The sequence below is a fragment of the Candidatus Bathyarchaeota archaeon genome, assembly GCA_030739585.1.
Taxonomy (GTDB): Archaea; Thermoproteota; Bathyarchaeia; order TCS64; family TCS64.
The window spans coordinates 23771-50073 of sequence record JASLYX010000009.1 but is presented as its reverse complement, the minus strand read 5'-3'; the positions used below and the strand labels follow the sequence as shown (position 1 = coordinate 50073).

Here is a 26303-nt window from a genome sequence, read left to right as displayed (position 1 = left end):
TGCGGTGCTCTCTGCGAGGGGCGGGCAGTATAGGGGGAAGCTCTCGGCGCCGAAGACTCCATAGCTGGCGTTGAGGAAGACCTTGAGGGCTGCCTGGACCACGTCGTAGTATGTGCGTTCCTCCGGTGTAAGGCTTGGGTCCTTAGCGAGGGGCTTGTACCTGAGAACCCTGAGGTCCTTGAGGCTCCCGATGATGAGGCTCGTCATCCCCTTCTTGTGGGTGCAGACGTAGTGGCTGGTCCCCGGAACCATCTTGCTCTTGCAATCCTCGTGGTTGCAGAGGAGGGTCTCGTAGCTCAGGTTCCAGTTCTTGATGGCGGACGGGTAGAGGCTGGCGAAGTCGAGGACGGTGACCCCGAAGTGGACTCCCGGTTTCGGGTCCTGGACGATGGCTCCCTGATACTTTTTGCCCTTGATCATTGCGGTGGTGGTGGTGCCCCCTTTGGCGAGGAGGATGTCCTGGGAGTTGGGTATGAGCCACCCTCTCCTCCTGTGCTCCCACTCCATGAGGGCCAGGATCCACCTGCTCACCCCCATCCGGGTGAGGTCCTCCATGGTCTGCTTGCTGATACGACTCATGATCACCATGAGCTGCATCGCGAGGTCACCGTTGAAACTCGTGAGCCCGTAGGTGATATCCGCGTCGTTGAGGCAGTACATCGCCAGCTCATCGAAGCTGAGGTCGTTGATGGTCCCCACGGGGATCTTCTTATTCCCCGTGACCCCCCTGGAGACGGCGTCCAGGGTGTTCTCCCTGTACTTGTTCCCGAAGGCATAGATCTTGATAGCGTTGTTCATGAAGAACCTGTAGAGGTCGATATGGAGCCCGTTCCTGAGGTATGCGAAGCGCCTCCCCACAGTGATAGGAATATCATTGTTGGAGAACGCCAGGTTCTGGGCCCTGTTCCTCAGGTAGCGGAGGTCGAAGTTGTCACCGTTGAAGGTCAATACGACGGGGTACTCGTCGAGAACCCTGAACACCTCGGCGATGAGGCTCTTCTCGTCCTCGTAGAACTCGACCTCGGCATCCTCGATCACCGGGAGAGTCGCTTCATCCCCGGTCTCGTTGAGAAGAATCACCCGTCTTAACCCGTCCGAGGCGGTGAAGCTGACCGCGGTGATGGGCTCTATGGCCTCCTCGGGGTTCGGTAGCCTGTTCGCGACGGAGGTACGGACCTCGATGTCCACAGCGACCCGCCTGATCTCGGGGACGGGGCACTGGAGGAGGCGGGCCCACTCGAGCATGTTCTCGGTGAACTCTGGGTCCTCACCGGCGAAGGCCTCCTGCATCTCGGCCTTGACATCCGGGGGGAGCGGGTAGTCTACAGGAATCAGGTTGCCCTCTTCCATCCTGTAGGGCATCCCGGGGATGAGCCTCCTGTCGTAGATGTAGTTCTGGTGGTATCTTATCCGGCTCTCCCAGGTCTCCCCGATGATGTTCCTGATGCCTCCGCCTGCTCCTCCCCCGATGGCGAGGGGGTTCGTGGCGACGACCTTGGTGACCATGATAGGCTCGTCAGCGAGGGCGTCAAACTTCTCCACCCGCTCCAGTGTGAGGAAGCCGGGGTAGTCCATCAGCCTGCGGTTGCCTCTGAGCTGCTCCGGGGTCTGCTTGGAGACGGCGTAGGAGAGGTGGCTGGTGTTGTCGTACCAGAGGTAGATCTGGCGGGACTCGGGCTCGTAGAGGCGGAGGAAGGCTTTCTCCTGTTTGCCGTCGTATCCGGCTGATAGGAAGTATGATGGGGGGAGGTCGTTGGGGGCCACCCTGCCCTTCGGCGCCGATACTTTTTCCTCAGATCTGAATCCCATTAGATTCGAGTAATTACTCTTCGAAGTACCATATATTGCCTGTTGTAATGATCATAAGGTGGTGTTCGCATGGAGATACATGCACTCAAGAATGATATATGCCGCTTGGATAGCTGTCATCCCAGAGTCGTAATAGGGGGAGACCTCTGTGAGATCAAATCCCACGACCTTGGCTCCCATGCACGCTTGGAGGATGTCCAGGAGCATGGAAACCTCGATGCCCTCAGGGGCTGGGTTCCCGACCGCAGGGGCGGAGGCTGGATTCACCACATCCATATCGATAGTGATGTAAATTGAGGAGGCCATTGAGCTCCAATCCATGAGGTCTCTAGTCCACGCCTTCAGGTTCCTTTTTGGCAAGTCTAGGCCCGAAATCACATTGATCCGGGACTCAGATCTGACAAACTCTATCTCCTCTCGGGACACTGCCCTGCTCCCCACGAGAACAAGCTCTAAGTCGATCTCCTCAATAGCCCTCCGCATAAATGTGCTGTGGGATATTATCTCGCCGAAGAGATTGTCTCTGAGGTCCATGTGGGCGTCGAAGGAAACGACCAAGTCGGGTTTTAAGGCCCTCATGGAGGCAAGGGAGATGGTGTGCTCCCCGCCTATCATCACAGGAATCTTGTCGGCGCCGATTATTCGAATAGTTTCCTCGATCTTACCCAGGTCGTCCACCGACTCTAAGTCGAGAACGTTACCGATATCCGCTATGGCGATATTCTTCGCATCTAGACCTGACCGTAGGCTGTATGACTCTAGGGCGAGGCTCGCCCTCCTTATAGCGTCTGGGGCAAATCGGGTGCCTGAACGATGGGATGTAGTCGCGTCTAGAGGAGCTCCGAATATTGAATACACGGCCTCCTCGAGGGGCTTAGTGGTGTCGAGGAAAGACTGTAACACTTGTCCTAAAAGGCTCTTCAAGGTCATTCACCTCTCATCTAAACTCTCCTTTTCGGAGGGAGCCTCCGCAAGCTTACTATGCTTCTACCGTGACCTTGTCGACACTGTGGATAGAGGCGCCCTGTTTCCCCATGTGCTCTTCGAGAATGCTGTAGTCGATGTCTTCGCCTTGGAGGAACACTCCTATAGTCTCTGTTTTCTCGTCCATCTCCACTAGACTAACCTCTACTATTTCAATCCCTTTGAGTTCCGCTAGGAACGATGCGAAATCCGGGAGAGGGGGTCTATGAAGTTTCAATACATCGAGAACCAACTCTTTGATCTTGGGTTCGTCCAAACTTTTCACAATTCCTTAGAATATTAACCTTTTAGATACTTACTCTCCCCGTGGAATTTAATTATTGTGAATCCTTGAACACAATAGAGCAAAAATAAGGTTATAGATACAGGTGCTCTGTTTCATAATGTTTATTAAAGCCAATAAGATGTCATGATTACGTGTGTCACCCAGAAATGGGAGAAAACAGACCATCTAATTCTGAACGTAGCATGGTGGCTATGGAGCGAATCATTAATTGAATGAATCTTCGCAGGACGACGATCCGGAAGGCGAGCAGAACGGGATAATAACTTGGCTGACTGGGTACCTTGATGAGGTAGGAACCTATTTGAGGGTTACCAGCGCACACATGATCCTCCGACGCTACTTTGCCATGAACGCCTTTGACGGTTCAATGACAAGTCTCGGCGTCGTGATCGGGGCATATATCACTAAAATCGTAGACCCCCTAGCGGTCATTGGCGTTATCCTGGTGAGTGGAATAGCAATGGCGGTCTCTGGGTTTTCGGGAACCTATATGACTGAGAGCGCGGAGAGGAGTAAAAGTCTCAACGAATTAGAGAGTGCCATGCTCACCAACCTTGACGAAACCATCTACGGGGAGGCGTCCCGGTTCGTAGCAGTCTTCGCTGCCTTCGTGGATGGCTCGGCCCCTTTCCTCGCATCTATTCCCACTGTGATCCCATTCTACCTCTCTTACATCGGGATCCTGCCCCACGGTTATGCATTTATGACCAGTATCGTAGCAAGCCTTTCTACCCTGTTCCTCCTCGGAGTCTTCCTAGGCCGTATCAGCGATAACAACGTTCTCTATTCTGGGGTGAAGATGGTGATCGCAGGAGTAACTGTAGCCTTGTTAGCCCTTCTGCTAAACGCTGATTAGCTGAAATTAAGGCTTTGGTCAGTTTTCAGACATGGATCAATCCGTAGTCAGTAGCGTCAAGTCTTGAGCTACCCCTGGTGAACTTGATGATAATCATGATGTCGGATTCCAAGACCTCTTGCCTATAGAGGTTCATTTCCCTGCAATCCTGGAACCCTCCAGCTTCAAGGTCATACTCTATACCTTAGCTACTCATCTTCATATATACTTTGAAGAGGGGGGGGATCTCCCTTTCTAGGATAAAGTCAAGGCATTTTAATATTACACCAACGGGATAAATCCGGTCTTTTTCAAGATCCAGATGAGCTGCTTGATCGGGGTTTGCTTCCCTATTTCACTTTATCGGACGTAATAATATCTTCCATCTCGTTTTTGCTCCCTATCGAGACGGGAGTCATCCTTATTGACCCGAGGCCGTTTGGTTTCAGCATCCCTACGGAATGTGATACCCATCTCTCCCAGGAACTGGTTCATACCATCCTCAAGCTTCAGGGGATCTTCACCCCTTCCTTCGGAGCCCGCCTCCCCAGTAAAGACCATAATCTTGTCGCTGATGAAGTCTTGGGCGACGATGTCGTGCTCCACAACAAATGCAGTGACCCCGTTCATCTTGGTGATACGCCGGATGGCTTTAGCCACAGCGAGGCGTTCCTCGACATCGAGGTAGGCACTGGGCTCGTCCAGGAGGTAGATATCAACGGGTCGGCTGAGGCACTCAGCGATTGCAACTCTCTGGAGCTCCCCCCCACTAAGGACGCTGATGTCTCGCTCCAGCATCCCCTTAACGTGAAGGGGTTCAATGACCTCCGCGCTGAACCACGGCTCAAGGTACTTTTCCCCAGCGGCTCTGCGGAGCACATCCTCCACAGTGCCATAGATAGTGCCTGTGAGGTATTGGGGCTTGTAGCTAACCTTGATATCCCCTCCAATCACTCTCCCCAAGTCGGGCTTCTCCACCCCCGCAAGGATTTTGATGAAAGTGGTTTTACCAATCCCGTTCTTCCCCAAGATGCCGATGACCTCCCCGATGCCTATCTCCCCGGCAGCCACGTTTAGAGTGAAGTCGCTAAAGGACTTTTTGAGATCGGTCCAGCTGATGAGGGAACTACTCCTTCGGCTGTGAGGGGTGGGCGGTTTGACGTGGAATATTATGGGGCTCTCCCGGAACCTGACGTTCTCGTCAGGGATATAGCCATTGATATAGATATTTATCCCCTCCCGGACCCCGTGGACGTTAGATACAATGCCATAAACGTCAGGCTCCCCGTAGAGGAGGAATATATCGTCGCTCAAATAGTCCAGAACCGCAAGGTCGTGCTCCGCCACGACAACCCTCCGTCCCTCCTTGACGAGGCCCCGGATCACACGGGAAGCCCGGACCCTCTGGTAGATATCCAGATGGCTAGATGGCTCATCGAGGAGGTACACCTCAGCGTCCTTAAGGAGGGCCGCGGCGATTGCGACCCTCTGGAGCTCCCCCCCACTGAGAACTGATAGCTCACGGTCTAGGATCGAGTCAATTTCCAGGGCTATAGTGAGCTCATTAAAGGCCCCTCTTTCATCCTGGGCCTCGAGAACCTCTGCGGCAGTCCCCTTAACAACTCTAGGAATGCGGTCGACGTATTGGGGTTTGTAGACAACCTTTCTCTTACCGGAGTATAGGGATTCCAGGTAGTCGTGCATAGGCTTCCCTGAGAAGCTCTCCACAACCTCATCCCGAGTAGGGGGCTCCGCGAATTTCCCAAGGTTGGGTGTGAGGTTTCCAGCGAGAATGTTGAGAAGAGTAGACTTTCCTATGGCATTCCTGCCCAAGAGACCGACGACGGCGCCCTCTCGAGGGACAGGAAGGCGGTAGAGGGTGAACTGGTTGTAGCCATAACGGTGGAGGTGCTCGGATTCGAGCTCGTCAGGGAGATTCACTATTCGAAGGGCATCGTATGGGCACTTACGGATGCAAATTCCGCAGCCGCTGCAGATGAACTCGGAGATGCGGATGCCATCGCTGTCGAGGCGTATGGCCTCACGGCGGGTACGGACCATAGGGCAGAAGCGGATGCACTCCGTGTTGCACTTATCCGACTTACACCTCTGCCTATCGATTACTGCAACCCTCAATCCCAGCACCGTTCAGCATTCAATTCTCAGAGCCCCTTATTTAAGGCTGAGAGTTTGGGAAGTCGGCTCAACCAACGTTTTTATCACATCATAAAGGGCAGGGCACAATGGGTAACCAAGCCCGCCCTACTTCTATTTTAGTCATAATGGGCATCGATGCGCGAGCAACAGCCTCGCCAGTGTTTCCAAGGTATCAATCCAATTCGGATGTAGGGATCAATCGCACGAGATGACCCTCCTCCTTCCAAGGGAAGAAAGACGTTATCAAGAGGAGTATTAATTTAGCATTTTTTGTCCAAAATGTTCCTGAACGGGCCATATAAAGGTCTCATAGAGTCTCCATTAATGATGGAAGAAGGGCTATAGTTTCTCTAATGTTGAAAGATTCACTAGAGGATGAACTCTGTGTTTCCCAAAAAAACAAGACGATTCGTAATACCAATCACATTTTTCAAGTATAGTAGAAAAATCTATTTAATATGATAACATTATTGATTTTTTCTTTGCAATTATCCTTAGAATCGATTAATGTGTTACAAGGTGGTATAATATTCGGATATGCCCTAGAGGGGAGAGTAAAAAGATCCATGAAACTTGTGGGAAAAAAGGGGAGCGAGCAAGGATTAGTATCGAGAATTAAATCCACATTATATCTGATTATGTATGTGTTATGCATCTTGTCCTTCGATGTATCGGTGGTCACGCCGCTGAACAATTCGAGCCTTTACTCGGAGCTGTCCCGGCTCAGGGGACTTACAACGAACGTCTCTGCTGAGTAGCCTCACCGTGCCCATCACTCACACAAATTCGTGAACAGGGTGCGAGGGGATTGCCTCGCTTGATATGACTTGAAAAAAATGTCGCGAAGATCATTATGATAATATCCGGCTGTGGATGCTGGTTTTGGGGGTACCTCTCCTTAGAGAGCATCCTTCAGATCGATTAGGAGACTCTACTATTATCCATCCTAGACATCTTCAACTCCATTGGGGGTAGGAGTTCCAGAACGTGAACCTCCTGCTTTTCTCCTTTGAGCCTTTCTCTGGGGCGTTTTTCTACGGATAATAATTTGGTCTCCCGAAAACCTGCCCCGATCTCTGGCTGGTTCATTTCACATTGCTGAAAGGAGTCCTAAACCCTTCTGCTGCCAGCTTCCTATGGATTACGTCTTTTAATGCACCTATGCCCTCCCCGGTCCTAGCACTCACTGGGAGGACCATGCATCCTGTCTTCGATGAGGCGTCCTCATCGATCCTATTCTTAACCTCTGACAAGATGGAGGCCCAGTCGCCCTTTAACTTGTCTAACTTGTTCGCAGCCACTACGGGCATCTCCCCTGTGGTCTCCCCAATGTATTGGATCATCTCCAAGTCAATGGGCACAATACCCTTCGCCTCCAACCTCTCCGAGACCTCCATGAACGTGGAGAGGTCCAAGACATGGATCGTCAGGGCGATTGCTTCCCCTTGGGACTCTAGGAACTCCAGGATCTCGTCCTTCACCTGGCTAGTGCCCCATATGGAGGCACCAGTGATCCTCCCATACCCCGGCATGTCTACAAGGGAGAGGCCCCGACTAAGGGGGTAGATGGAGACCCGCCTCGTGGTGCCAGGGCGTTTACCTGATCTGATGTTCAGGCCTGTGATCTTCCTGATGATGCTACTTTTCCCTGCGTTAGGCCTACCAGTGAACACGAGGAAGCGCTCATCCATCTCGTGTAACAATCCCTCCTCCACGTTTAGTATCTTTTCGATTAACCCCCTGGAACCGTGCCGACCTAAGGGAGATCGCGTTGAGATATAGGTGATAGATCAACTAGGCTAGGATGAACTCCGGAATCTGAGGAGTCGCGCTATTGAGACGAGCTTCTAAGTACCGCGTAAGCAGATTAGATCTCTTTGAAGCTCATGGTCCCGTTAACGATGGTTAGCTCATAGAGCTGGTTGGGATAAGGCTTGAGGTTGAAGCTCTCAAGCTCCTCCGCAGTAAGGATCAAGGTGAGCTTCCTCACCTGGTACTCTCTAGCGTCCCCGCCCGGGAGGGCTTTTTGGACCCCTTTACTGATCTGGACTACCATCTGACTGATCTCCGCGGGGAGATCCGTGGGGGTCATAGTAACCATAGGGGGGCGAGCCCTTACTTCGACGAAGTCTATTTGGAAGCCGTCTCTCCCCTCGACATCTTTGGTCGCCTTGACGGATTGAACCTTGATCTTGATCCTAGAACTCAGCATTATTCTGGTACCACTGATCAGGATAAGCCGCTCAATCAAATATGTTGCGGTAGATGTATGTTGAAATGACTCGGTTCATCAGCTTCAGACTTGTGGATCGTGTTTGACTCTTCATCCCTCATCTTCGAACAAAAGTTCTGAGATGTTAATCCTTCTGTCCGCGTACACGACTTCATTTGTCTTCTCCTCAATATACTCTTAGCGCACGATAGATCACCCGAGGAGATGCCCTTTAAAAAAAGTAGTCTCTTTGGGGAAAAGCGGAGGAGAGATTGAAACTGAAGTTGATTGCACGCCAAGTTTCTGTGAAGCGTCAATCGGGGGTATGAAGGACAGAAAACTATCGCAAAACTTGAGCTATATGCCTAGATATGAGTTCCATGGTCCGCGCTATTATGATGGGTTTAACTTCTTTAAGTGCATCCTACCCGTGACCTGACTATTATTCCTCTTTATATCCTATCAAAGAAGATACCTCAATATCCCTTGGGGTCTTTTGAGACCATCAATATTTTCCCTTGAGAAAACTTGATATCAAATCTGCAACTGTCACCTGAGATAGTGGAGACCCTACAGTATCAGTTGAGACGATGATATCTGCACCTGCCTCAATTATTTTCTCCATGGCGTTTCCTATGAAGAGGCCGTGGGTACAAGCAGCTGCGACGCGTCCGACACCCTGTTTTTTGAGGCCCCTGATGGCCATTGCAGTGGTCCCTCCACTGCTCACAATGTCGTCGAAGACTCCCACGTCCCTGCCCTGAACATCGAGGTCTCTCATAACCATCACGATCTCCCCATTGTGCAGGTCCCTTTCCTTTGTAAAAAAACCCACCTCGCCCCCAAGGACGGTCCCAGCATCCCTCGCCAGATCAACTGCTCCCACGTCTGGAGACAGGCTATAAGCACCCTCAAAACCGTTCTGCTTCAGATATTCGGCTAGGTCTGGCATCGCTGAGAGATTCTTTACTTGGATGCCCGCCTCGTTACAATATCCCTCCAAGGCCTCTTCCTCGTGGACATCGACGACGACTAGTAGGTCTACTCCAGATGCCCCTAGGAGCTTGGATAAGGTCTTTAAGCTCAGCGCTTCACCATCCAAGAACCTTTTGTCCTGGCGGGCATAGGCAAGGTATGGCACGACGCAGATTACCTCCTTGGCTCCGGCATCTCTGGCGGCATCGGCCATGAGGCATAGCTGGAGCAAGGACTTATCCGGATTGGGAAACATCGTCTGGACGACAGTGGCGATTTCCCCCCTTAGTGGCGCCTTTATCCTGATGTAACTCTCCCCGTCTGGGAAGAGGCGGTGCACCGCCGGATAAAACGCGACACCCAATCGTTCGGCGATTCTTACACCCAGTTCAAGGGACGCAGGTCCCGGGATAACCTTCATTTCAACCATATAAATCTTTGAAGATCTACAATATATCTCTCGCCCTATTGGACGTAAAAGAAGAGGATAGCAGCGGTAGTCGCCGTGACCAGCCAGGCCCTCCAGTCCCATCTAATGATCTTGATCCCGTCGAAGACCCCAAAGGGAAGTAGATTGAAGAGGGCGAGGTTTGAGTTGATAATGACGCCTAGGCGAGCCAGTTGATAAACTACAGATTCATTGGGATTCGTCCACATGAACATGATGTAAACGGCCGCCTGAGCGATATTTGTCAAGGGTCCGGAGAGGGATATTTTACCGTAGTCGTTTCCATACATCTGGCCTGCAATCATTACTGCTCCCGGGGCCAAGAGCTTGAACGGGGAGAAGAATGAGAACAAGGTTATCATAAGCCCTATAGTGTTCAGGCGGTACTCCGCCCAGAAGCCAAGTCTTTGGGCCATGAACTTATGGGCGAGTTCGTGAAGGAGGAAAGCCATGGTGAAGATCATTATTGCCATCACCCCGATGAAAGGTAACTGGGATATGATCCCCCAGAAGCTCATCAAGGGAATGGCGGCTACAATGAAGAGGCTGATACTGAGGTGCTGCATTTCCTTCTCGCTGAAGCGGAACAAGTTCCTCATTCCAGAGCGGTTTCTCGTTCCAGGAAACACGTAATCCGTGTCAGGCTCCGCGGACCCACTGCTCCAATTTGCCACGGGCCTCTGCTGGTAGACCCCGATGCACTCGTGGAACTCGGGAAGTCTGTGCTTAGAGCAATAGTACCCGCTGCAATAGTTACACCTGAAGGGGAGGACTTCGTCCTTGTTGCAACGGTCACATAAAACCATAGATTATCTTTTTCCCTTCTGGAAATACTGGCTAATACCCATATTTGAGGATTTCAGAATTAGGATTCGCGAGACACATCCTTCAATCTCAAGGACAAGGGAAGAATGAAAAGGACAAGCCCTGCGAGGCCCAAGTAGAGCGTCGATGGGCTGTACGCTTCTGCGATGGCGCCCCCCATTATTGGACCCAGGCTCATCCCTAATCCGTATACGAACTCGTGAAGACCCATGGAGGCGCCAAGGGCCTCCTTTGGCGATCCTTGGGCGATGTAATCTAATAGCACTGGTGTGATTATTCCCCCTGCGAATCCGTAGATAGCTAGGGGCAGGGCGAACTCAGATGTGGTGTCAGACTTTGAGACCATGACCAGGGCTACGCTCATGAGTATTGAGGACATCCAGAGGGACCTCCGGGTACCCCACCTCATCCAGCGCTCTCCTGAGAGGAAACCTATCCCCCTAACGGCATTGGTCATTGTGATGAGAAGGCCTATTGCCGAGGCTGATACACCGATGCCGCCCATGTGGCCAGGGAGGATCGCCATGTAGATACCCAGAACGATTGAGTAGGGGAGAATATTGACATAAGCAAGAGCGATGGGGCTGAGGGAGCTGAGCCCCTTCCAGATGCCCTCAGTCACAGTTCTAAGGGCAACTTTGCTGCTCAGTCTGGTCGAGATCAGGAACACGCTGGGAATGATGAGGGTGGAGATGAGGACGAACATGGCGGGGAAGCCATATCTATCTGAGACGAACCCACCGAGAATAGGGCCAACTACGAAGCCTGATATCCATGAGACATTGTAGCGTACCACTGATTTTGTGAACTCATCAGGGGGAGACAGATCTGCACTTAGCGTGCTCGCCGTGACCCAAAAGGAGGCGGAGGCAACGCCGAGGAGGACCCTCAAAGCGAAGAGCTGGGAAACCATACTCGTGAGGCTTAGGAGGACGGGCGCTAAGACCCCGAACGCGGTGAACACAAGGAAGAGACGGATCTTTTCGAAGCGATCAAGCATTAAGCCCACGAGGAGGGTCATGGCTGTATAGACAATGGATCCAATAGATCCTAGGAGGCCAAGCTCAACGTAAGTGGCTCCGATGCTTTCAGCAAAGACGGGGAGGAGAAATGTGATTGTGCCGTAGGCGGTCGAAATAAGGAAGATAGTGATATAAAGGGATTTGAGTAGTTCCCTCCTTTCCGTCACGGAGAGTTTGCTCACCTTTTTCACCTAGAGCCTAAAAAAAGAGTTTCTCAGCCGTCAGAGGGACTTCAATGACCATGTAGGTCTTCAGATCCCTGGTGATGTGCAAGATAGATGGGGAGAACCCCCTCACAGTATCTCTCCTAACGTAGCTCTCGGCAACTAAGGCCACCTTCTTGTAGAGGTTTACGAGTAAAGCGCCGGCTACGATCCGCCCTATCTGGGAGCAGACCTTGATGCCATGGCTAAAGAGCTTCAGAGTATGAGTGACCCTTGTAGCTATTAGGGGGACTATCAAGGAGAGTCGACCATCCAGGGAGTTCACCTTCGTCTGGCGCTGCGTTGACACCCCGATATAGCCTCCACCCGTTAGAACCCCCGTGCCCATGTGGACAATCATTCTGGCGTCCTCGAATATATCCTTGTTATCCGGGAGTTGCAACTGAACCCCCTGAGGCATGTATCCAATCTGATAGGTGACCATGATCACCCTCAGCCCGTTCCCCTCAAAGAACCGGAGAGACTCCAGATCGCAGTAATCTCTGGTAGATACGATGAGGACGGTGTTTATCCCCCGCTCCTTGGTCTCCTCAAGGGTTATTGTGAGCGTCTCCTTCAGGTTCTCCTTCCGGCTAATAAAGTTCAAAGCTGCTCTCCTGGTGCTTATATTTCTCTCTCCAATCGCTCAGGATTTTGTTCCGTGTAAACAAAAGCATTACGATGCCTCAGTCAGCCAGCCCTAGGCTTCGGGCTTCCCCACGATAGGGATATCTTCCTCACAGTTGAGGCAACGGTTCTCCGCGTTTAGGTGCCAGCCAGAGATGCTGTAACCCCTCCGCTCGATAACCTTCTCCCCGCATCCATGGCAGAAGGTGTCACCATACTCATCGAGGGAGACGTTCCCGACATAGACGTACCTTAGCCCCTCATCCAGTGCGATTTCCCTGGCCTTGTAGAGGGTCTCAATAGGGGTCGAGGGGAGGTGCCTGAACTCGTGGTGGGGGAAGAATCTGCTGAGATGGAGGGGGATATCGGGACCTAGCTCAGTGACTATGAACCTTGCCATGGCCTGGGTCTCGTCCTTGTCATCGTTTGTCCCTGGAATGACGAGAAAGGTCACCTCTACATGGACACCGTTATGCTTCAATTCTACCGTGGCGTCCAAGACATCTTGGAGGTTCCCAGCGCAGTATTTCCTGTAGAAGGAGGCGTTGAATGCTTTCCAGTCGACGTTTGCGGCGTCAATGATATCGACCACCTTGGCGAGGGCCTCCCGGGAGATATAGCCGTTAGTGACAAGGACGTTCTTGATATCTTTCTCCCGGGCGCTACGGGCGACGTCTTCAATGTAGTCTAGGTTAATGACGGGCTCGTTGTAGGTGTAAGCAATGCTGGCGCACTCCTGCCTCAGGGCCATCGCGACCACCTCTCGGGGAGAGGTGTAGCACGTTGTGATTTCACCGGGTTTCGATGCCGAAATGTGCCAATTCTGACACCAAGGACATGTGAAGTTGCAGCCAACGCTACTTATGGAGAATGATTTGCTCCCGGGGAGGAAATGGGCGAGAGGTTTCTTCTCAATAGGGTCGATAGCTATGGAAGAGAGCTGGCCGTAAGTGAGACTCATAAGACGTCCCTTCTGGTTCTCCTTGACGTTGCAGAACCCGCGTTTCCCAACTTGGATAACGCACTTATGGGGACAGATGGTACACCTGATGGCGTTTTCACTAAAGGTCTCATAGAACCTTGATTCCTTTTCCATGAGCATCGTGACCGATAATGTACACCCCCGATAAATTGTTTCCCCCTATGACTTAGCGGACCTTTAAGCACACGCGGGATATCATATAGGTTGACGGGTTACTCCATCGTGACTTTCCAACCCTTGTTATTTGTAATAATTCGAGACGATATTGCCTGTGATTAAAATTACTAAGGTGCGGATCTTTATGAAAACACTAAATCAGGAAAGATGAACAGCTTAGTAAGTCTTGTATACCATTCACACCGTAATCAGCTGGATGTGGAGATTTAGCCGCCCCGACGCTGCAAGGGCACTTGATGACGCGAGAGTCCGAAGAAGCCTACCCAGGTACGTCGATGTAGTGAAAAACGGAAAGCATGCAAAATTTCTCCTAAATACAATGATGAACGTCGATTTCTCACCACAAGATGCCACCGAGAGACTCTGGGAGTTCCATGAAAATCTACTGGAAACATATCCTCATATCGAAAAGAAGGCTGACGGCGGACAGTATCCAAATCAGTTGAGAGGGGAGAGATCGTTCTTGGACCTCAAAATAGAGCTTGGGAAGCGTATCATGAAGGGCTGCCATTTCTGTGAGAAGAGATGCAATACTGACCGCTTCTCCGGAGAGAAGGGTGAATGCTCGGCTGGAACAACATTCAGCCTCTCTAGCTGCTTTCCCCACTTGGGGGAGGAGCCCGAACTCGTCCCGTCAGGGACCGTTTTCACCCTGGGCTGCACAATCCAGTGCATCCACTGCCAGAACTGGGGCTTAAGCCAGTGGCAGGAACATGGGACCCCCATGGGTCCGAGGGGAATGGCGTTACTAATAGAGAGGCTGAGAGAGCAAGGGTGCAGGAACATCAATATGGTGGGCGGGGACCCCACGCCTTACTGTTGGCTCTGGCTTCGGACCATGGCCCACGTCGACGCCAGCATCGCTACAGTCTGGAATAGCAATAGCTACTACAGTAGGGAGACTAGCCTACTTCTCGCCGGATTCATCGATCTCTACCTCCTTGACTTTAAGTACGGGAACGATTCCTGTGCCGCCGAGATCTCCAGGGCCCCGGGATACTGGGAGGCATGTACCCGGAACCATCTTATGGCCGACAGGTATGGCGAGGTGATCATCCGGGTGCTGGTGCTCCCGGGACACAATAAATGCTGCACCAAGCCCATCTTGGAGTGGATTGCGGGAAACCTAGGCCCATGGACAAGGGTTAATCTAATGTTCCAATATCGGTCAGAATGGAGAGCCAGAGAACACAAAGAACTTGGAAGGAGATTAAATAGACAGGAGACAGACGAGGCATTACTGATCGCTCGGGAAGTTGGGTTGATGAACCTCGTGTCAGGGTGATGGGACTTCCACGAAAGTCTGTTAGTGACAAGAAACGACGATCTTAATCAAGTGATCAATTGGAATGGCATTGTCTCAGCGCGTGTGCTGTCACCTCGATCTGAACAAACAGTGCCACAACGCGTACTAAGGGGAGGGATCATCATCGCTTTTGGATCAAATTACCTGTTTTTCCTCAACCTAGACACGGTCAAGAACGTGACCATGGACATCACAATGGTTAGCGGGAAAATAGTGTAGAGCCTGAAGAGTGAATCGTGAGGGTAGCGTGGAGGGAAGCCTCAATCAGCCTACCTCCGGGATATCACGTTGACGTCATCGAAGACGATTTCCGGACCTATGAGGCCCTGAAGGGGGATGGTCTCCTTTGCCACCTCGACGCATTTGCTGAGGAGGTCAAAAGTGTTCCCCGAGATCATGAGACCGTGGACGGCACCAGCCATCTCCCCTTCCTCGATGAGGATCGCAGGGTTCCCTACGACGCTAAAGTCACCGGACTCAGGGTTGGAACTATGGGCCCCTTGAACGTTTCTGATAAGATAACCGTGGTCTATCTCGGAGACGATGTCTCGGATATCTCTCTTCCCGGGCTCCACCACGGTGTTGGTGCTCCCAATCTCCACTAGTCCTTGGCGCATTCTTCTCCTAGAATTCCCGGTGCTTTCCTCTCCCGTCTTATTCCCCCAGTATGTGTCCCAGAGGAACGATTTGAGGACCCCCTCTTTGATAATGGTGGTCCTCCTGCGGGGGACTCCCTCGTCATCCGCGAGAGAACTGTTTATTCCCGTGGGAATGGTCCCATCGTCAACTATAGTCAAGTTATCAGCGGCTATGGTTTCCCCTATCCTCCTGTTGAGCTTTGATTTCCCCCTAGCGACATTGTCCCCTCTCACAGCTTGGAAAAGGGTGTAACTGAGGATCTGGCTGTAGGCCCAAGGATGCATTACCACAGTGTGCTTCCCAGACTTTCCATCGACGGTATTCTTACACACCCTGAGGAGGCTGGCAATATCGTCTACAGCCGATTTGAGGTCTAGATCTATATGTCTCTTGACATCAACTGAGAAGACCATAGGGGTCACCCCCTGCTCAATCTGAGCTATTGCGCCGAGGTATGCATAGGCGATATTTCCCCTCTCCGAATGTGATATTCCACGGCTGTTGGCCAATGCAGTGTGATAGAGACTGATCCCCGACCCGCCGTAGGCCACAATCAGGCCCTCCTCTGCCTCCGTCGCCCTCCTCCTAAAGTCCTCGGCTATCTCTACGGCTTTCGAAGGTTCACACCTTGCGATGTCTTCATTCCATAAACCATTGATTGTAGGATAATCCTTTGGCTCCGGGAGGGCAACCCAGTCGGGGTCCTCGGTAGTGACCTTTGCGCTAGCCAAGGCCATTGCAAGGGCCTCGTCCGCCGCCTCCGTTGTAGGGATGTTGGTGAAGGCCGAGCCCATCCTCTTACCAATATAGAGCCTGATTGCGATGCCGTCTGAGAGCCTTTTCTCGACTCCGCTGATCTCCCCGCTCTTGACAATGACGTCGATCTCCGAGGTGGACCTTGAGAGCACCTCTACGTCGGAGGCTCCCAGCCGTTGCCCTTTCGAGACAATGTATCCGCTTAGCTCCAGTAGCTTCTTCTCGTCCATGTTAGTCTCCTCCTATCTTTGTCCCCCGAAAGTTATTCCACCCTCCATGAACCTGGTGGTAGGGCCTCCGTCCGAGATGAAGGCTTCCTGCCCTTTCCCACATCGGCCCGCTCCGAAAGTGATCTCGTCATCAGAGATGCCCTGGATCTGGAAAAGGGAGTCTGTGGCTATCCCTGAGATAGATAGGTCTGTCACGGGTAACCCGATCTCCCCTTCTACAATCTCGTAGGCCTCTTGGATCCCCACTTGGAAGCTGGCGTTCAGCTGGGCCTGGCCACCCCGCATGTCGAGGCAGTAGTACCCGAACTCGATGCCATCGAAGAGCTCGTCATTGGACCAGTCTCCAGTTTCAAAGAATGTACTTCTCATTCGGATGATAGGAGGGTGGAGATAGTTCTCGGCCCTGGCGTTCCCCGAGGCTTGGAGTCCAAGCTTCGAGGCGTACTCCCTATTGGTGAGTAGCCCCGTGAGGACGGAGTCCTTTATGAGCTCCACCCTGCTCGTGGGAACCCCCTCATCGTCGAAGCGGGTGGTTCCAACATTCCCTGGGAGGGTGCCGTCGTCGATCATGGTGACTCCTTCAGATGCGACGACTTTCCCAATTTTCCCGTTGAAAGTGCTGTTCACCGTGAGATCAGCCTCGGCCAGGTGGCCCAGAGCCTCATGGGCAAGGGTTCCCACCACCCTAGGCCCAATCACGCAGGGAAAACTACCGGCCTTAGGGGACACGCCTCCTAGCTGGAGCTTCACCTTTCTCGCTACCTCCTCCCCCATGAACTCGGGGGTCGCAAAATCATCCATGTACTCCCACCCTTGGGTGGTGGATGCCTCCTCATGCCTCGCGGAGCTCAAGCTGTCCCCTTCTTTTCCCGTCACCCACGGATAGCTCCACACCAACATTATGTCAGACTGGATTCTCGTCCCGTCCGACGTGGAGAGGTACTTCTTCCCCGAGGCGGATCTAACTTTGACGGTGACCGCCGTAATCCGGGGATCATAACCCTTGATCACCTTAGTCATAGACTCTAAATAGTTAATCTTCTCCTCGATGGGGACATGCCTGGGGTCCCTCGCCACCTTTATCTCATCTACGTCACGCACCGCCTTTATATCTGAGAGCACTATGGCTTCCCTGCGCGACGCAGCCGCCGCCTTCGCCATTCTATAAGCATTATCGACTGCGCCTTCAAGGGCGCTAAGGTCCCCCGTAGATACAAACCCCCACGCCCCGTCCATAAGCACCCGCACCGCGACGCCCTGCTCTATCCTCTGGGTGAGAGCGGTGACCCGGAAGTCGTCCATCTGAATATACTCGACGAACCCCGACTCCCCTCTCAACTCTACGTAGGCTGCCCCTAAGTCCCGGCCTCTTTCTAAAGCCTTCTCCAACAGATCAAACAGTGAAAGTCACCCGATATGCAAAAGATAGTTCAACTCCCTTTAATTCTATTGAGTCTGGTGGATTCGCAAGGGCTACGTGTGTGGACATTTACATTCAAGGCTAAATCTGCTATTCGTACTAGAAAGTTGGAACCTCTGGATATCTGACCCTACACTTTAGGAACTAGGTTTTTCGGGTGTTTGAGATGCCAATCTGTCTTGGATTGATACTTCCGGGCTACAGCGATTATCGTATTTTCCTTGTATGGTCTCCCCATAAACTGGATCCCCGTGGGTAGCACCATCGAGGTGAACCCATTCGGGATGGAGATAGATGGAAGACCTGCCCCGTTCCCGACCGCCCCCATAGTGTCCCGGACGGTTCCCGGTGCGGCCTTTCTGAACTTTTGACTTATTGGGGACGCCGGTGAGTTCCTAGAGGGGGCTACTACTGCATCAAAGGGCTCCATGGCTTCGTTGACTATTTCACAGATAACACCTCTCAGCCTTAATGCCTTTAGATAGTCCTTGGCTAGCACCGTTGTCCTAGCGTACGGGCCATAATGGCACTCTGGGGCGGTCAACTCTCCTGCCAAGCCGTTTTCAGTGAAATCTTCAAAGGCGCTTGCTGCCTCCCCATTCAATATGGTCCGCGTGACCGCCTCATATGGGAGGTCAGGTAACTCAATATTCTCGATGCTCGCGAAACCCTCAAGGACTCTGAGGGAGCTCTCGAAGTTTTCTTTGACGGCCTCATCGCAACTCTCAAGGGCCCCTTGGAGAATAGCGAGCTTAAAATGGGATCCAGAGTCAACGTCATCATAGTCATATTTGATGTCAGCGGCGGTCTGGTCTTTGGGGTCTGGTCCCGCAATGGCTTCTAAAACGATACCACAGTCGTCCGCGGTCAGGCAGAGGGGCCCGAGTTTATCAAGGGTCCAGCTTAGTGCCATGGCTCCAAATCGGCTCACCCGCCCATATGTAGGTCGGAGACCTGCAACTCCGCAGTTATTAGCCGGACTGAGGATTGAGCCCCAGGTCTCGGAGCCGATCGCGAAGGGCACCAAACCTGCCGCCACTGCCGCCCCTGAACCGCTTGAGGACCCTCCTGTCCACATATCTGGATCCCATGGATTCCGCCCGGGACCTGTGAAAGAGGCGTTTGGTTGGTGGTAACCCATGCCTCCAGCGATCTCCACCATCGCCAGTTTTGAGGCCAATACTGCACCGGCATCATCCAGCTTCATGATAATGCTGGCATCATAGTCAAACGTCCGGTTCCTGAAAGGGGCGGCACCCCAAGAGGTAGGTATTCCACCGGAGGTGGCCAGGAGGTCCTTGGCGCCGTAGGGTATACCGTGGAGGGGTCCCCTGTAGTTTCCCTCTCGAATCTCAGTCTCGGCTCTCTCAGCCTGCTCCATCGCTCTCTCCTTTGTGACGGTGACAATGGCGTTGTACCTCGGCCCGAGGGTCTCCAACCGCTCTATGAACTTCCCTGTGAGCTCGATGGGTGATACGGATCCGTCTCGGATGAAGGAGCCGAGTTCCCGGATCGACTTGTAGATTGGGTTCGGCGTTCTTTATGCCCCCTTCAGGAAGGGCTTAAAGATGAAGAAGGGTTCGTTGTTATTTCCCAGCTTTACGGATCTTAGGGCTTCAGCGTCCTTTGTGATGCCTTCCACCCCTTTCAGGACCTCCTCTAGCTCCTCTGCGCTTAGCAGATTCTCGTATCGTTCTTTCACCATTCGGAACAGAAAATCTGCTTCTTTTTGATTCTCATTAACCATGGGTAGGTCTTACTCTGGAAGGCATTATAATTTAGGCTCAAACCCCCTCCCTTTCTCTCTCTTACTCTTTAAACACACAAAAACACGAAAAAAACACACACCGCCGGTTGCATACCTTATACACACAGTGTTGAAAGAATCCGCTCCAGATGTCCACAACTGTATGCATGGATGTAAGCAGATCTACGGTTAGGATTGACTTCTTGTCTCAAAATCTCCACTGGATTCGAAGCTTAACAAGCTTATGAGATCAGCTGTATTCACAAAAGATGAATTTAGGCTAGTGGTGCAGAACCGGGAAGTCCCGTAACGCCCCTTGAATTCTCTCTTGAGTCAAATAGATGAGAGAACGGTATCGGGAATGGCCTCAATATATCGGCGATGAGAGAAGATATTGCTAATGCGATGAGACATTTGAAGATATGCCTGAGGAGGAAATAAAAGTGGAGAAGACTCAGTACATGCGTTCTCTTGGGCTAACGATATATTCGCGAAGAGGAGGGTTCTTACCGCCCCTTGTAAATATCAAGGACTTGATTAAGGGAGGTCAGAATATAGGTAAGATGTGGACCTTCTTTGACGACGTTGTTGAGAAGAAAAAGTCCCCAGTAGATGGGATGATTGTAGGTTACTACTGTGGTGTTCTTTGTATCGGTTCAGGTCAATGGCGAATATTTGAGTTATTCGCGTCCACGGGGTACCGTTAATAGCCTTTTTTCAAATGCTCAGAATCATCCAATTTTTCTCAATAAGTCTTGAATGGAATATTTTCCGGGTTTCTCTCCATTTATAGCCATTTTATGCGCCACCCTGCAGACTATTTCATTATAGGGTGTTTCAATGTTTAGCATCTTACCTAAATCAACAACATCCCCGTTAATTTGCCAGACTTCAATGTTTCCCGTTTCTCTAACAAGACTTTGCCAAGATGAAACTATCGTACTATTTTCTAGGAATATTTTATTCCGAATTATTTCGCCCCGCTCTTTTCCCGCCCTATATTTAAACAAATCAAGGTCTTCCCACTTTATCCCAACTCTGCTCCAGACCTGTTTAGCCTCATATCTTAAACTTCTTTGGAAACTATCTTGGTCCCCTTTCCCATCAGTTATCGCTAGGAGGGCGTGCCCTAGGCTCTGGAGACACTTAGCCCCTTTTGTCATCATAACTTCCTTATTCAAGCCCCCTGCAAAACCCGAGTCCTTCAGAGACTCGGCAACTTTTTTTGCGATGCAATCTATACCACGTGGGTAGGCTCCTACCTCTACAAAGCATCTACCATTATTTACGCTGTCGTAAACTATTCCTGGCTTTAGGAAAATACCTGCCATGGATATTACTCCCCCATAAATATTGGTGAACACTCTCTGTGCAAGAGGCTCAGTGCTTATCCCATTCTGGAAACAGAAAACTGGTATATCTCTACCAGCGCTTGCTCGCAATTGTCCTAAACTTCTTAGCACATGTTGTGATTTCATGGTTAGAAATATTACATCATCATCTTTGAAAGATTTTATTCTTGATATATTGTTATATGCAGGGATATCTAGTATATACTTATCATCAGGAGTATTCAATTCTAATCCATTTTTATTTATTATATTCGCATGATGAGTATTAGCTATCAATAATACATCATTATTTGCCTTATACATATGTCCTCCAATAATGCTACCCACTGCACCTGCACCATATATTATGAAACGCATATCACAAGAAAATGCCTTTTTTAAAATATAACGCTTATGAGAATGGGATTAGTAAGAAAAGGAATGCGGTGATCAGCTCAATTTTAGTGGTAATTTTTTCCATAGTACCTCTTTTTTCTTTCGAGTATACTGAAATATATATCCAGTCCCCCTCAACCTGTTTTACAATTCATATACCGAATGATTGAATTTTGTTGCACTCGCGCGCGGATATTATGCATTTTTACGAGAATGTCTTAGAATATTCTTTATCTATTTCCGGAACCTTCGTGAATTCCTTATTCTGTTTTCCTCTTCTCCTTCTCTAACCATACAAAAACACGAAAAACACGCGTATACACATACGCACAGTTTAACACTTAGACATGGGGTATGCCATGTCTTCTTTGTATAGCGCTTTTTTGAGAACAGGACATTCATCACAATAAACTGCAACCGCTACCCAGTTTTCATTTCCAACAACTCGTGCTGGATGTTCAGTGTCTGGGGGAATCAGAAAACATGTGCCCTCCTCCAACAAGTAATCTTTACCATCTAGTTGAAAAAGCGCTTTCCCTTTTATAGTGTATACCATTTCTTCTCCCAGGTGAACATGGGATGTACCCGTGGCTCCAGGTGGCACGTCAATATACGCCATCTTGAGATAATTATTGCCAGTGGTTTTGGGAGAAAAGAATACTCGCCTGAAGATTTGACCAAAATGCTCTTCTTTAAGACCATTGATTCGTTTGATTTTTGGTTTATTTTTCTGAACCATTTAGATCAACTTTGGGTCAGCCATCTTACATTAATAAAATACGTGCATGAATGGGTTCTTTCGGTGCGTATGTTATTCTAATAAGCTGAAAAACGAGACTCAGGAGAACTGGAGCATACGCGCGGGGTTTTTCTCAAGGATAACGCGAATTTGCTTATCTGATACATCTTTCATGCGCATGAGGGGAACAACAGTTGTCAAGATATGGTCATAGCCGGGACCACCATACTGACGTAGATCGGTCTTATTGAAAACATCGTGAGAGATGAGGATTTGCTCCAGATACCCTTGGTCGATGAGATACTTGATACAATCTATCCGTTTCCAATCAGAGAGCCCATAAATTGTTTTATTGGGGAGCATAATTGGATTTTGGGTGTTACCGAAGCTATCGTACTCGATGAAGCACCCAGTGTCGGCCAGCTCTGATGTGAGGTCAAAGTCGTTTCCATGACGGTTCTCCACGTGGCTCATAACGGTATTGTTGATGTCACCGCCGTTATCGTTTAGCAACTCGATAATCTCGATGGGGGCAGCCTGGCTATGCCCAGGGTGAATATTCACAGGTACTCCGGTCTTTTGTTGGGTCAGTGCAACTGCTCCCAGCACTTTGATTTCGGTTTCTTTTAGGGGATAAGAGCACCCGATCTCTCCAAGTATCCCGGCTTTTATCCCTGTGCCCCCCACACCAACGGTAATATCGCGCACAATTTCCTCGACTATCTCGTCCTCTGTTTTGCTATGAAGCTCTGATGGATGACTTTGTCCAATGTAATATCCGGCCCCCATTACGATGTTGACGTCGGTTGCTCGAGATATGCGTGCTAATCCCTTCGGGTTACGATGTAACCCTATATTCCCAACATCAACAACTGTTCCTCCGCCCCCTTTCTTGAAACGATCCAGCTCAATGATGGCCCGCTCTTCATTCAATAGTTTCAGATTATCAAGACACCTGTTTTGATTTCTCTTGATCCATTCGAGATTCTCGATAGAAACCCTTGCATGGCTGAGTAACTTCTGGCTAGCTATCTCCGGCTCAGTAAACAAGAAGCTAGCATCGCATAGTATATGCTCGTGCGTTAGGGCGATACCTGTATCCTCGGCGTCTATCGTGCCCAATACTGTCTGGATCTTTCTTGATGATTTCTGTCTTGACATATTCTTACCTTGAAATTCTTATGATAAAAACTATTTGAAACAAGATCGGCTCTGTTTTTTTCGCGTAGCGCGTGTGCCCGAGTCGGCCATCGATGGGGAAAGAATTTATGCACCATGTCTTCTGGCCTCCAAGGCATGTACGCAGGTGTTTCCTAGAACCGCTTTACAATTATCTCTCCGCCCTTAATGACCATGCCGATCCTATCTTCCACTTGAAGCATGGAGATGTCCCTAAGGGGATCACCATTGATAACGACAAAATCGGCCAGCTTGCTCGACTCCAGGGTGCCTGTTGAGTCTTCCATCATCATGGCCTCGGATGACACCTTAGTTGCTGAGACTATGGCCTCCATAGGGGACAGCCCCCCCTCTACGAGCCTCTGGAGGTCCAGCGCGTTCATCCCCATGGCGCGACCGCCTAGGCTGTCTCCTCCGCTGAAATCGGTGCCTGAGGCGATCTTCACGCCATATTCATGGGCGATGCGTAGAGACTCATTCTGCCAACTGTTGAAGAGTTTCTTTTCCTCGTCGATATGCCCTGCGAAATCCGGCCCCTCGATAACCACGGCTAGGGTCGGTGAGTATATCTTGTCTTCCTTTAGCATCAGCTTGGCACACTCCTCGTCAAACTCGCGGGCGTGTTCGAAGGTGTCCACTCCGGCCCTAAGGCCGGTCATGATGGATTCTTTTCCTTGGCAGTGAGAGGCGACTGTAGAATAGGCCCTATGGGCCTCATCGCAGATGGCCTTAACCTCATCATATGAGAAGCTTGGCATACACTTGGGGAATATCCGGCTCTCGCCCCATAGTCCGCTGGCTATCTTAATGAAGTCTGCGCCCTCCCTGAACCGTGTCCTCACCAGTCTGAGGCACTCTGGCACACCGTTAGGATGCTCTCTACCCAAGGCCTCTGCTTGTTCCACGGGCATAGGATCTCTTCCGACATGTCCGTAGGTGTTACTTATGCTCCCCCCTGCCGCCATAATCCTAGGGCCTGGGGTGGTCCCCTCTTCGATGGCCCTCTTTAGGCCTATGGCGATGTTGCTGCCGCAGTCTTTGGCTCCGGTGTATCCCATGTATAGCATGGCTTTGGCATCGTTAGCTGCCCTGAATGCTCTCCACAACTCTCCCATGCGCCCCCTTCCTGGATAGCCCATTCCCGAGCTCGCTGGTCTGCCTCCGCTAAAGTGGAGGTGGGCGTCAATGAGGCCCGGTATCATGGTTCTACCATCCAAGTTTAGGGTCTTCACGTTATTCGGAACCTCAACCTCCCCTCTTCCGCCTACCGCCGTTATTTTTGACTCGTTTACGAGCAGCGTGACGTTCTCGAGTGGATTTCCCCCATTTCCGTCTATCAGAGTAAAGTTTGAAAAAGCAATTTCCCTGTTTTTCATGTCGCCCGACAATACTTTTCGGCTTTGAGTTAATATGTAATATCACGCGTGGTCTTAACAACTGGAGGATCATTAACCGTTGTAGGGCCCCGTGGATAAAAAAAGGAGCCCATAATTCTGCGGACCCGTGCGCGATCGTGCCTTATTTTTTCTTCCTGATTATTACCTCGGTTCTTCCTTCACGGGCAATTTTCCTGCCGACGGAGCGGAGTACGTCGAGGTCCTGGTTAATCTCACCGAAAATATAGCTGGGCAGAACACCGTATTCTGGTCCTGAAAAGACAGATTTACCGTATGTTATGAAGAGCCCGGGGCTTATAGGGTGAAAGCTCAGCTCCCCCCGGCAACCATAGATATGGGGGTTCTCGCCGTAGTCTGGATACATAGGATCCGGCCAGAGCCCAGCCTTCCTAGTTGCCTGCCTCAGGCGGGAGCCGTGGACCTGGAGTCCACTTCCCGACCACTGCTGGTGGGAGATTGGCTCCTCTAGGGGTAGAACGTCCAACAGCATAGCGCAGGTTCTCGGCGCCTTGTTGTCGAGAAGATCCGCTACGAGGGTGATCCCGTTTATCTCCAGCTCGAGCTGTATCCCTGAGGGGTGTTCCTTTCTCTCGGGTATAGTATCTTTCAGATAATCCATGTTTGCACCTCATCAAGATCTTCTTTAATGTAATATAGAACTATTCTGTTTGGATTAGTTTATTTTTTTTATTTGATATTTATCATGTTAGGATGGACTCCGGATCTTGGAATGCATATCTTTCTGAGCTGGCTGGTAGCCTGGTTTTTTTTTAAATCTTCAGCTCCTGTTTCCAAGGATACAAATACCGTAAAAACGTTGTTTGAGTCACAATGAAAAATCTAGTCAAGGAAAAACTCCGAAGAGGAGGAAACGCCTTGGGGACCTTTGTGGAGCTCGGGCACCCAGACGTGACCGAGATCCTCAGCCACAGCGGGCTTGACTATTTGCTGATCGATGGGGAGCACAGTCCCATGGGATTTGAGACCATGGAGCGCATGATTCGGGCCATGATGGGTACTGACTGCACGCCAATCGTGCGGCCTCAATGGAACGACCCTGTCATCATCAAGCGTATCTTAGATTTGGGGGCACACGGTATCGTCGTGCCTTGGGTGAACAACGAGGATGAGGCAAGGGCGGCGGTGAGCGCGGCGAGGTATCCCCCGGAGGGTATTAGGGGCTGGGGCCCGAGAACCGCTGCGAGATGGGATCCAGATTATAGGGAGACCGCCAACGAAGAAGTGCTCGTGGCCGTCCAGATTGAGACGGAGGAGGCTCTCAATAACTTTGATGCCATTATTGGAGTTGACGGGGTCGACGCCTGCTATATCGGTCCCTGGGATTTGAGTAACAATCTCGGGTTCAGCGTCCCTCCAGACTACGAAAATAAGGTGTTCACCGATGCCGTTGAGCAGGTGCTTAAAGTGGCCACTGATCACGGAAAGCCCGCCGGTATGTGGTGTAACCTTGACAGCGTAGTATGGGCTGTAAAGAAGGGTTTCAGGTTTAACACCGTCATCAACGCTGATCTGATGCTTGCGTATGGCGCTGCCGAAGCTGTGAAAAGAGGAAGGGAAGCAGGGTAACCTCGGTCTCGGTAGTGGGGTTCCACCCCGTCGC

Annotated in this window: 25 protein-coding genes; 4 read left to right on the top strand and 21 right to left on the bottom strand. The window is 50.9% G+C overall.

Features of this window, described 5'->3' with window-relative positions; translation table 11 throughout:
- The 3 genes from QGG23_07265 to QGG23_07255 form a co-directional block, all read right to left on the bottom strand.
- A partial coding sequence (locus QGG23_07265; protein MDP6049223.1) for a DNA polymerase domain-containing protein occupies positions 1-1809 on the bottom strand: 1809 nt, incomplete at its 3' end.
- A 51-nt stretch (positions 1810-1860) separates the two neighbouring features.
- Positions 1861-2739, bottom strand: a complete 879-nt coding sequence (gene speB / locus QGG23_07260; protein MDP6049222.1) for an agmatinase — start codon at positions 2737-2739, stop codon at positions 1861-1863.
- Between the two features lie 49 nt (positions 2740-2788).
- Positions 2789-3049, bottom strand: coding sequence for a DUF211 domain-containing protein (locus QGG23_07255; protein ID MDP6049221.1), 261 nt, complete (start codon positions 3047-3049; stop codon positions 2789-2791).
- A 238-nt stretch (positions 3050-3287) separates the two neighbouring features.
- On the opposite strand from QGG23_07255, the gene QGG23_07250 reads away from it, so the two are divergent.
- Positions 3288-3935, top strand: coding sequence for a hypothetical protein (locus QGG23_07250; protein ID MDP6049220.1), 648 nt, complete (start codon positions 3288-3290; stop codon positions 3933-3935).
- A 339-nt stretch (positions 3936-4274) separates the two neighbouring features.
- Here QGG23_07250 and QGG23_07245 read toward each other — a convergent pair whose 3' ends face one another.
- From QGG23_07245 to amrS, 9 genes are all read right to left on the bottom strand, one after another.
- On the bottom strand, positions 4275-6050 hold the full coding sequence (locus QGG23_07245) for a ribosome biogenesis/translation initiation ATPase RLI (GenBank protein MDP6049219.1): 1776 nt from the start codon (positions 6048-6050) through the stop codon (positions 4275-4277).
- A 942-nt stretch (positions 6051-6992) separates the two neighbouring features.
- Positions 6993-7160 carry a hypothetical protein gene (locus QGG23_07240; GenBank protein MDP6049218.1) on the bottom strand — a complete coding sequence of 56 codons (168 nt, stop codon included), beginning with the start codon at positions 7158-7160 and terminating at the stop codon, positions 6993-6995.
- On the bottom strand, positions 7157-7762 hold the full coding sequence (locus QGG23_07235) for a 50S ribosome-binding GTPase (protein ID MDP6049217.1): 606 nt from the start codon (positions 7760-7762) through the stop codon (positions 7157-7159). The genes QGG23_07240 and QGG23_07235 overlap by 4 nt, the downstream gene beginning before the upstream one ends.
- Before the next feature lie 176 nt (positions 7763-7938).
- A complete protein-coding gene (locus QGG23_07230; protein MDP6049216.1) occupies positions 7939-8322 on the bottom strand; it encodes an arcadin 1 in 384 nt (127 codons plus the stop codon).
- A 466-nt stretch (positions 8323-8788) separates the two neighbouring features.
- The gene (gene prs, locus QGG23_07225) at positions 8789-9688 is read right to left on the bottom strand and encodes a ribose-phosphate diphosphokinase (GenBank protein MDP6049215.1); all 900 of its coding nucleotides are present in this window, start codon (positions 9686-9688) and stop codon (positions 8789-8791) included.
- 35 nt (positions 9689-9723) lie between these two features.
- On the bottom strand, positions 9724-10512 hold the full coding sequence (locus QGG23_07220) for an AN1-type zinc finger domain-containing protein (GenBank protein MDP6049214.1): 789 nt from the start codon (positions 10510-10512) through the stop codon (positions 9724-9726).
- Positions 10513-10571: 59 nt separating this feature from the next.
- Positions 10572-11735, bottom strand: a complete 1164-nt coding sequence (locus tag QGG23_07215) for an MFS transporter (GenBank protein MDP6049213.1) — start codon at positions 11733-11735, stop codon at positions 10572-10574.
- A 16-nt stretch (positions 11736-11751) separates the two neighbouring features.
- Positions 11752-12363: a hypothetical protein gene (locus QGG23_07210; GenBank protein MDP6049212.1), complete on the bottom strand. Its 612-nt coding sequence runs from the start codon at positions 12361-12363 to the stop codon at positions 11752-11754.
- A 93-nt stretch (positions 12364-12456) separates the two neighbouring features.
- A complete protein-coding gene (gene amrS / locus QGG23_07205) occupies positions 12457-13479 on the bottom strand; it encodes an AmmeMemoRadiSam system radical SAM enzyme (protein MDP6049211.1) in 1023 nt (340 codons plus the stop codon).
- Between the two features lie 229 nt (positions 13480-13708).
- On the opposite strand from amrS, the gene QGG23_07200 reads away from it, so the two are divergent.
- The gene (locus tag QGG23_07200; protein MDP6049210.1) at positions 13709-14827 is read left to right on the top strand and encodes a radical SAM protein; all 1119 of its coding nucleotides are present in this window, start codon (positions 13709-13711) and stop codon (positions 14825-14827) included.
- Between the two features lie 290 nt (positions 14828-15117).
- Here the strand turns inward: QGG23_07200 and QGG23_07195 are convergent, their stop codons facing one another.
- From QGG23_07195 to QGG23_07180, 4 genes are all read right to left on the bottom strand, one after another.
- Positions 15118-16473, bottom strand: coding sequence for a TldD/PmbA family protein (locus QGG23_07195; GenBank protein MDP6049209.1), 1356 nt, complete (start codon positions 16471-16473; stop codon positions 15118-15120).
- 12 nt (positions 16474-16485) lie between these two features.
- Positions 16486-17862, bottom strand: coding sequence for a TldD/PmbA family protein (locus tag QGG23_07190; protein MDP6049208.1), 1377 nt, complete (start codon positions 17860-17862; stop codon positions 16486-16488).
- 161 nt (positions 17863-18023) lie between these two features.
- Positions 18024-19385 (bottom strand): amidase, encoded by a 1362-nt coding sequence (locus QGG23_07185; GenBank protein ID MDP6049207.1) that lies wholly within the window; start codon positions 19383-19385, stop codon positions 18024-18026.
- Positions 19386-19433: 48 nt separating this feature from the next.
- Complete coding sequence (locus QGG23_07180) at positions 19434-19640, bottom strand: hypothetical protein (GenBank protein MDP6049206.1); 207 nt, start codon at positions 19638-19640, stop codon at positions 19434-19436.
- Positions 19641-20062: 422 nt separating this feature from the next.
- Between QGG23_07180 and QGG23_07175 the strand changes: the two genes are divergently transcribed.
- Positions 20063-20347, top strand: coding sequence for a hypothetical protein (locus QGG23_07175; protein MDP6049205.1), 285 nt, complete (start codon positions 20063-20065; stop codon positions 20345-20347).
- Between the two features lie 24 nt (positions 20348-20371).
- On the opposite strand, the gene QGG23_07170 is transcribed toward QGG23_07175, so the two are convergent.
- From QGG23_07170 to QGG23_07150, 5 genes are all read right to left on the bottom strand, one after another.
- A complete protein-coding gene (locus QGG23_07170; GenBank protein MDP6049204.1) occupies positions 20372-21349 on the bottom strand; it encodes a 2-dehydropantoate 2-reductase N-terminal domain-containing protein in 978 nt (325 codons plus the stop codon).
- Positions 21350-21701: 352 nt separating this feature from the next.
- Complete coding sequence (locus QGG23_07165; GenBank protein MDP6049203.1) at positions 21702-22106, bottom strand: cupin domain-containing protein; 405 nt, start codon at positions 22104-22106, stop codon at positions 21702-21704.
- Positions 22107-22205: 99 nt separating this feature from the next.
- Positions 22206-23267, bottom strand: a complete 1062-nt coding sequence (locus QGG23_07160; protein MDP6049202.1) for a hypothetical protein — start codon at positions 23265-23267, stop codon at positions 22206-22208.
- A gap of 152 nt (positions 23268-23419) precedes the next feature.
- Entirely contained in the window at positions 23420-24673 is a 1254-nt protein-coding gene (locus QGG23_07155) for an amidohydrolase family protein (GenBank protein ID MDP6049201.1), read from the bottom strand.
- A gap of 130 nt (positions 24674-24803) precedes the next feature.
- Positions 24804-25301, bottom strand: coding sequence for a DUF3830 family protein (locus QGG23_07150; protein MDP6049200.1), 498 nt, complete (start codon positions 25299-25301; stop codon positions 24804-24806).
- A gap of 212 nt (positions 25302-25513) precedes the next feature.
- Between QGG23_07150 and QGG23_07145 the strand changes: the two genes are divergently transcribed.
- Positions 25514-26269, top strand: a complete 756-nt coding sequence (locus QGG23_07145) for an aldolase/citrate lyase family protein (GenBank protein MDP6049199.1) — start codon at positions 25514-25516, stop codon at positions 26267-26269.
- Positions 26270-26303: the final 34 nt, after the last annotated feature.

Coding starts and splice junctions, on each gene's coding strand:
- speB (MDP6049222.1), bottom strand. CDS start 2,739: ATGACCTTGAAGAGCCTTTTAGGACAAGTGTTACAGTCTTTCCTCGAC.
- QGG23_07240 (MDP6049218.1), bottom strand. CDS start 7,160: ATGAACCAGCCAGAGATCGGGGCAGGTTTTCGGGAGACCAAATTATTA.
- QGG23_07235 (MDP6049217.1), bottom strand. CDS start 7,762: ATGGATGAGCGCTTCCTCGTGTTCACTGGTAGGCCTAACGCAGGGAAA.
- prs (MDP6049215.1), bottom strand. CDS start 9,688: ATGGTTGAAATGAAGGTTATCCCGGGACCTGCGTCCCTTGAACTGGGT.
- QGG23_07220 (MDP6049214.1), bottom strand. CDS start 10,512: ATGGTTTTATGTGACCGTTGCAACAAGGACGAAGTCCTCCCCTTCAGG.
- amrS (MDP6049211.1), bottom strand. CDS start 13,479: ATGGAAAAGGAATCAAGGTTCTATGAGACCTTTAGTGAAAACGCCATC.
- QGG23_07195 (MDP6049209.1), bottom strand. CDS start 16,473: ATGGACGAGAAGAAGCTACTGGAGCTAAGCGGATACATTGTCTCGAAA.
- QGG23_07180 (MDP6049206.1), bottom strand. CDS start 19,640: ATGGTTAATGAGAATCAAAAAGAAGCAGATTTTCTGTTCCGAATGGTG.
- QGG23_07175 (MDP6049205.1), top strand. CDS start 20,063: ATGCCTGAGGAGGAAATAAAAGTGGAGAAGACTCAGTACATGCGTTCT.
- QGG23_07170 (MDP6049204.1), bottom strand. CDS start 21,349: ATGCGTTTCATAATATATGGTGCAGGTGCAGTGGGTAGCATTATTGGA.
- QGG23_07165 (MDP6049203.1), bottom strand. CDS start 22,106: ATGGTTCAGAAAAATAAACCAAAAATCAAACGAATCAATGGTCTTAAA.
- QGG23_07160 (MDP6049202.1), bottom strand. CDS start 23,267: ATGTCAAGACAGAAATCATCAAGAAAGATCCAGACAGTATTGGGCACG.
- QGG23_07150 (MDP6049200.1), bottom strand. CDS start 25,301: ATGGATTATCTGAAAGATACTATACCCGAGAGAAAGGAACACCCCTCA.
- QGG23_07145 (MDP6049199.1), top strand. CDS start 25,514: ATGAAAAATCTAGTCAAGGAAAAACTCCGAAGAGGAGGAAACGCCTTG.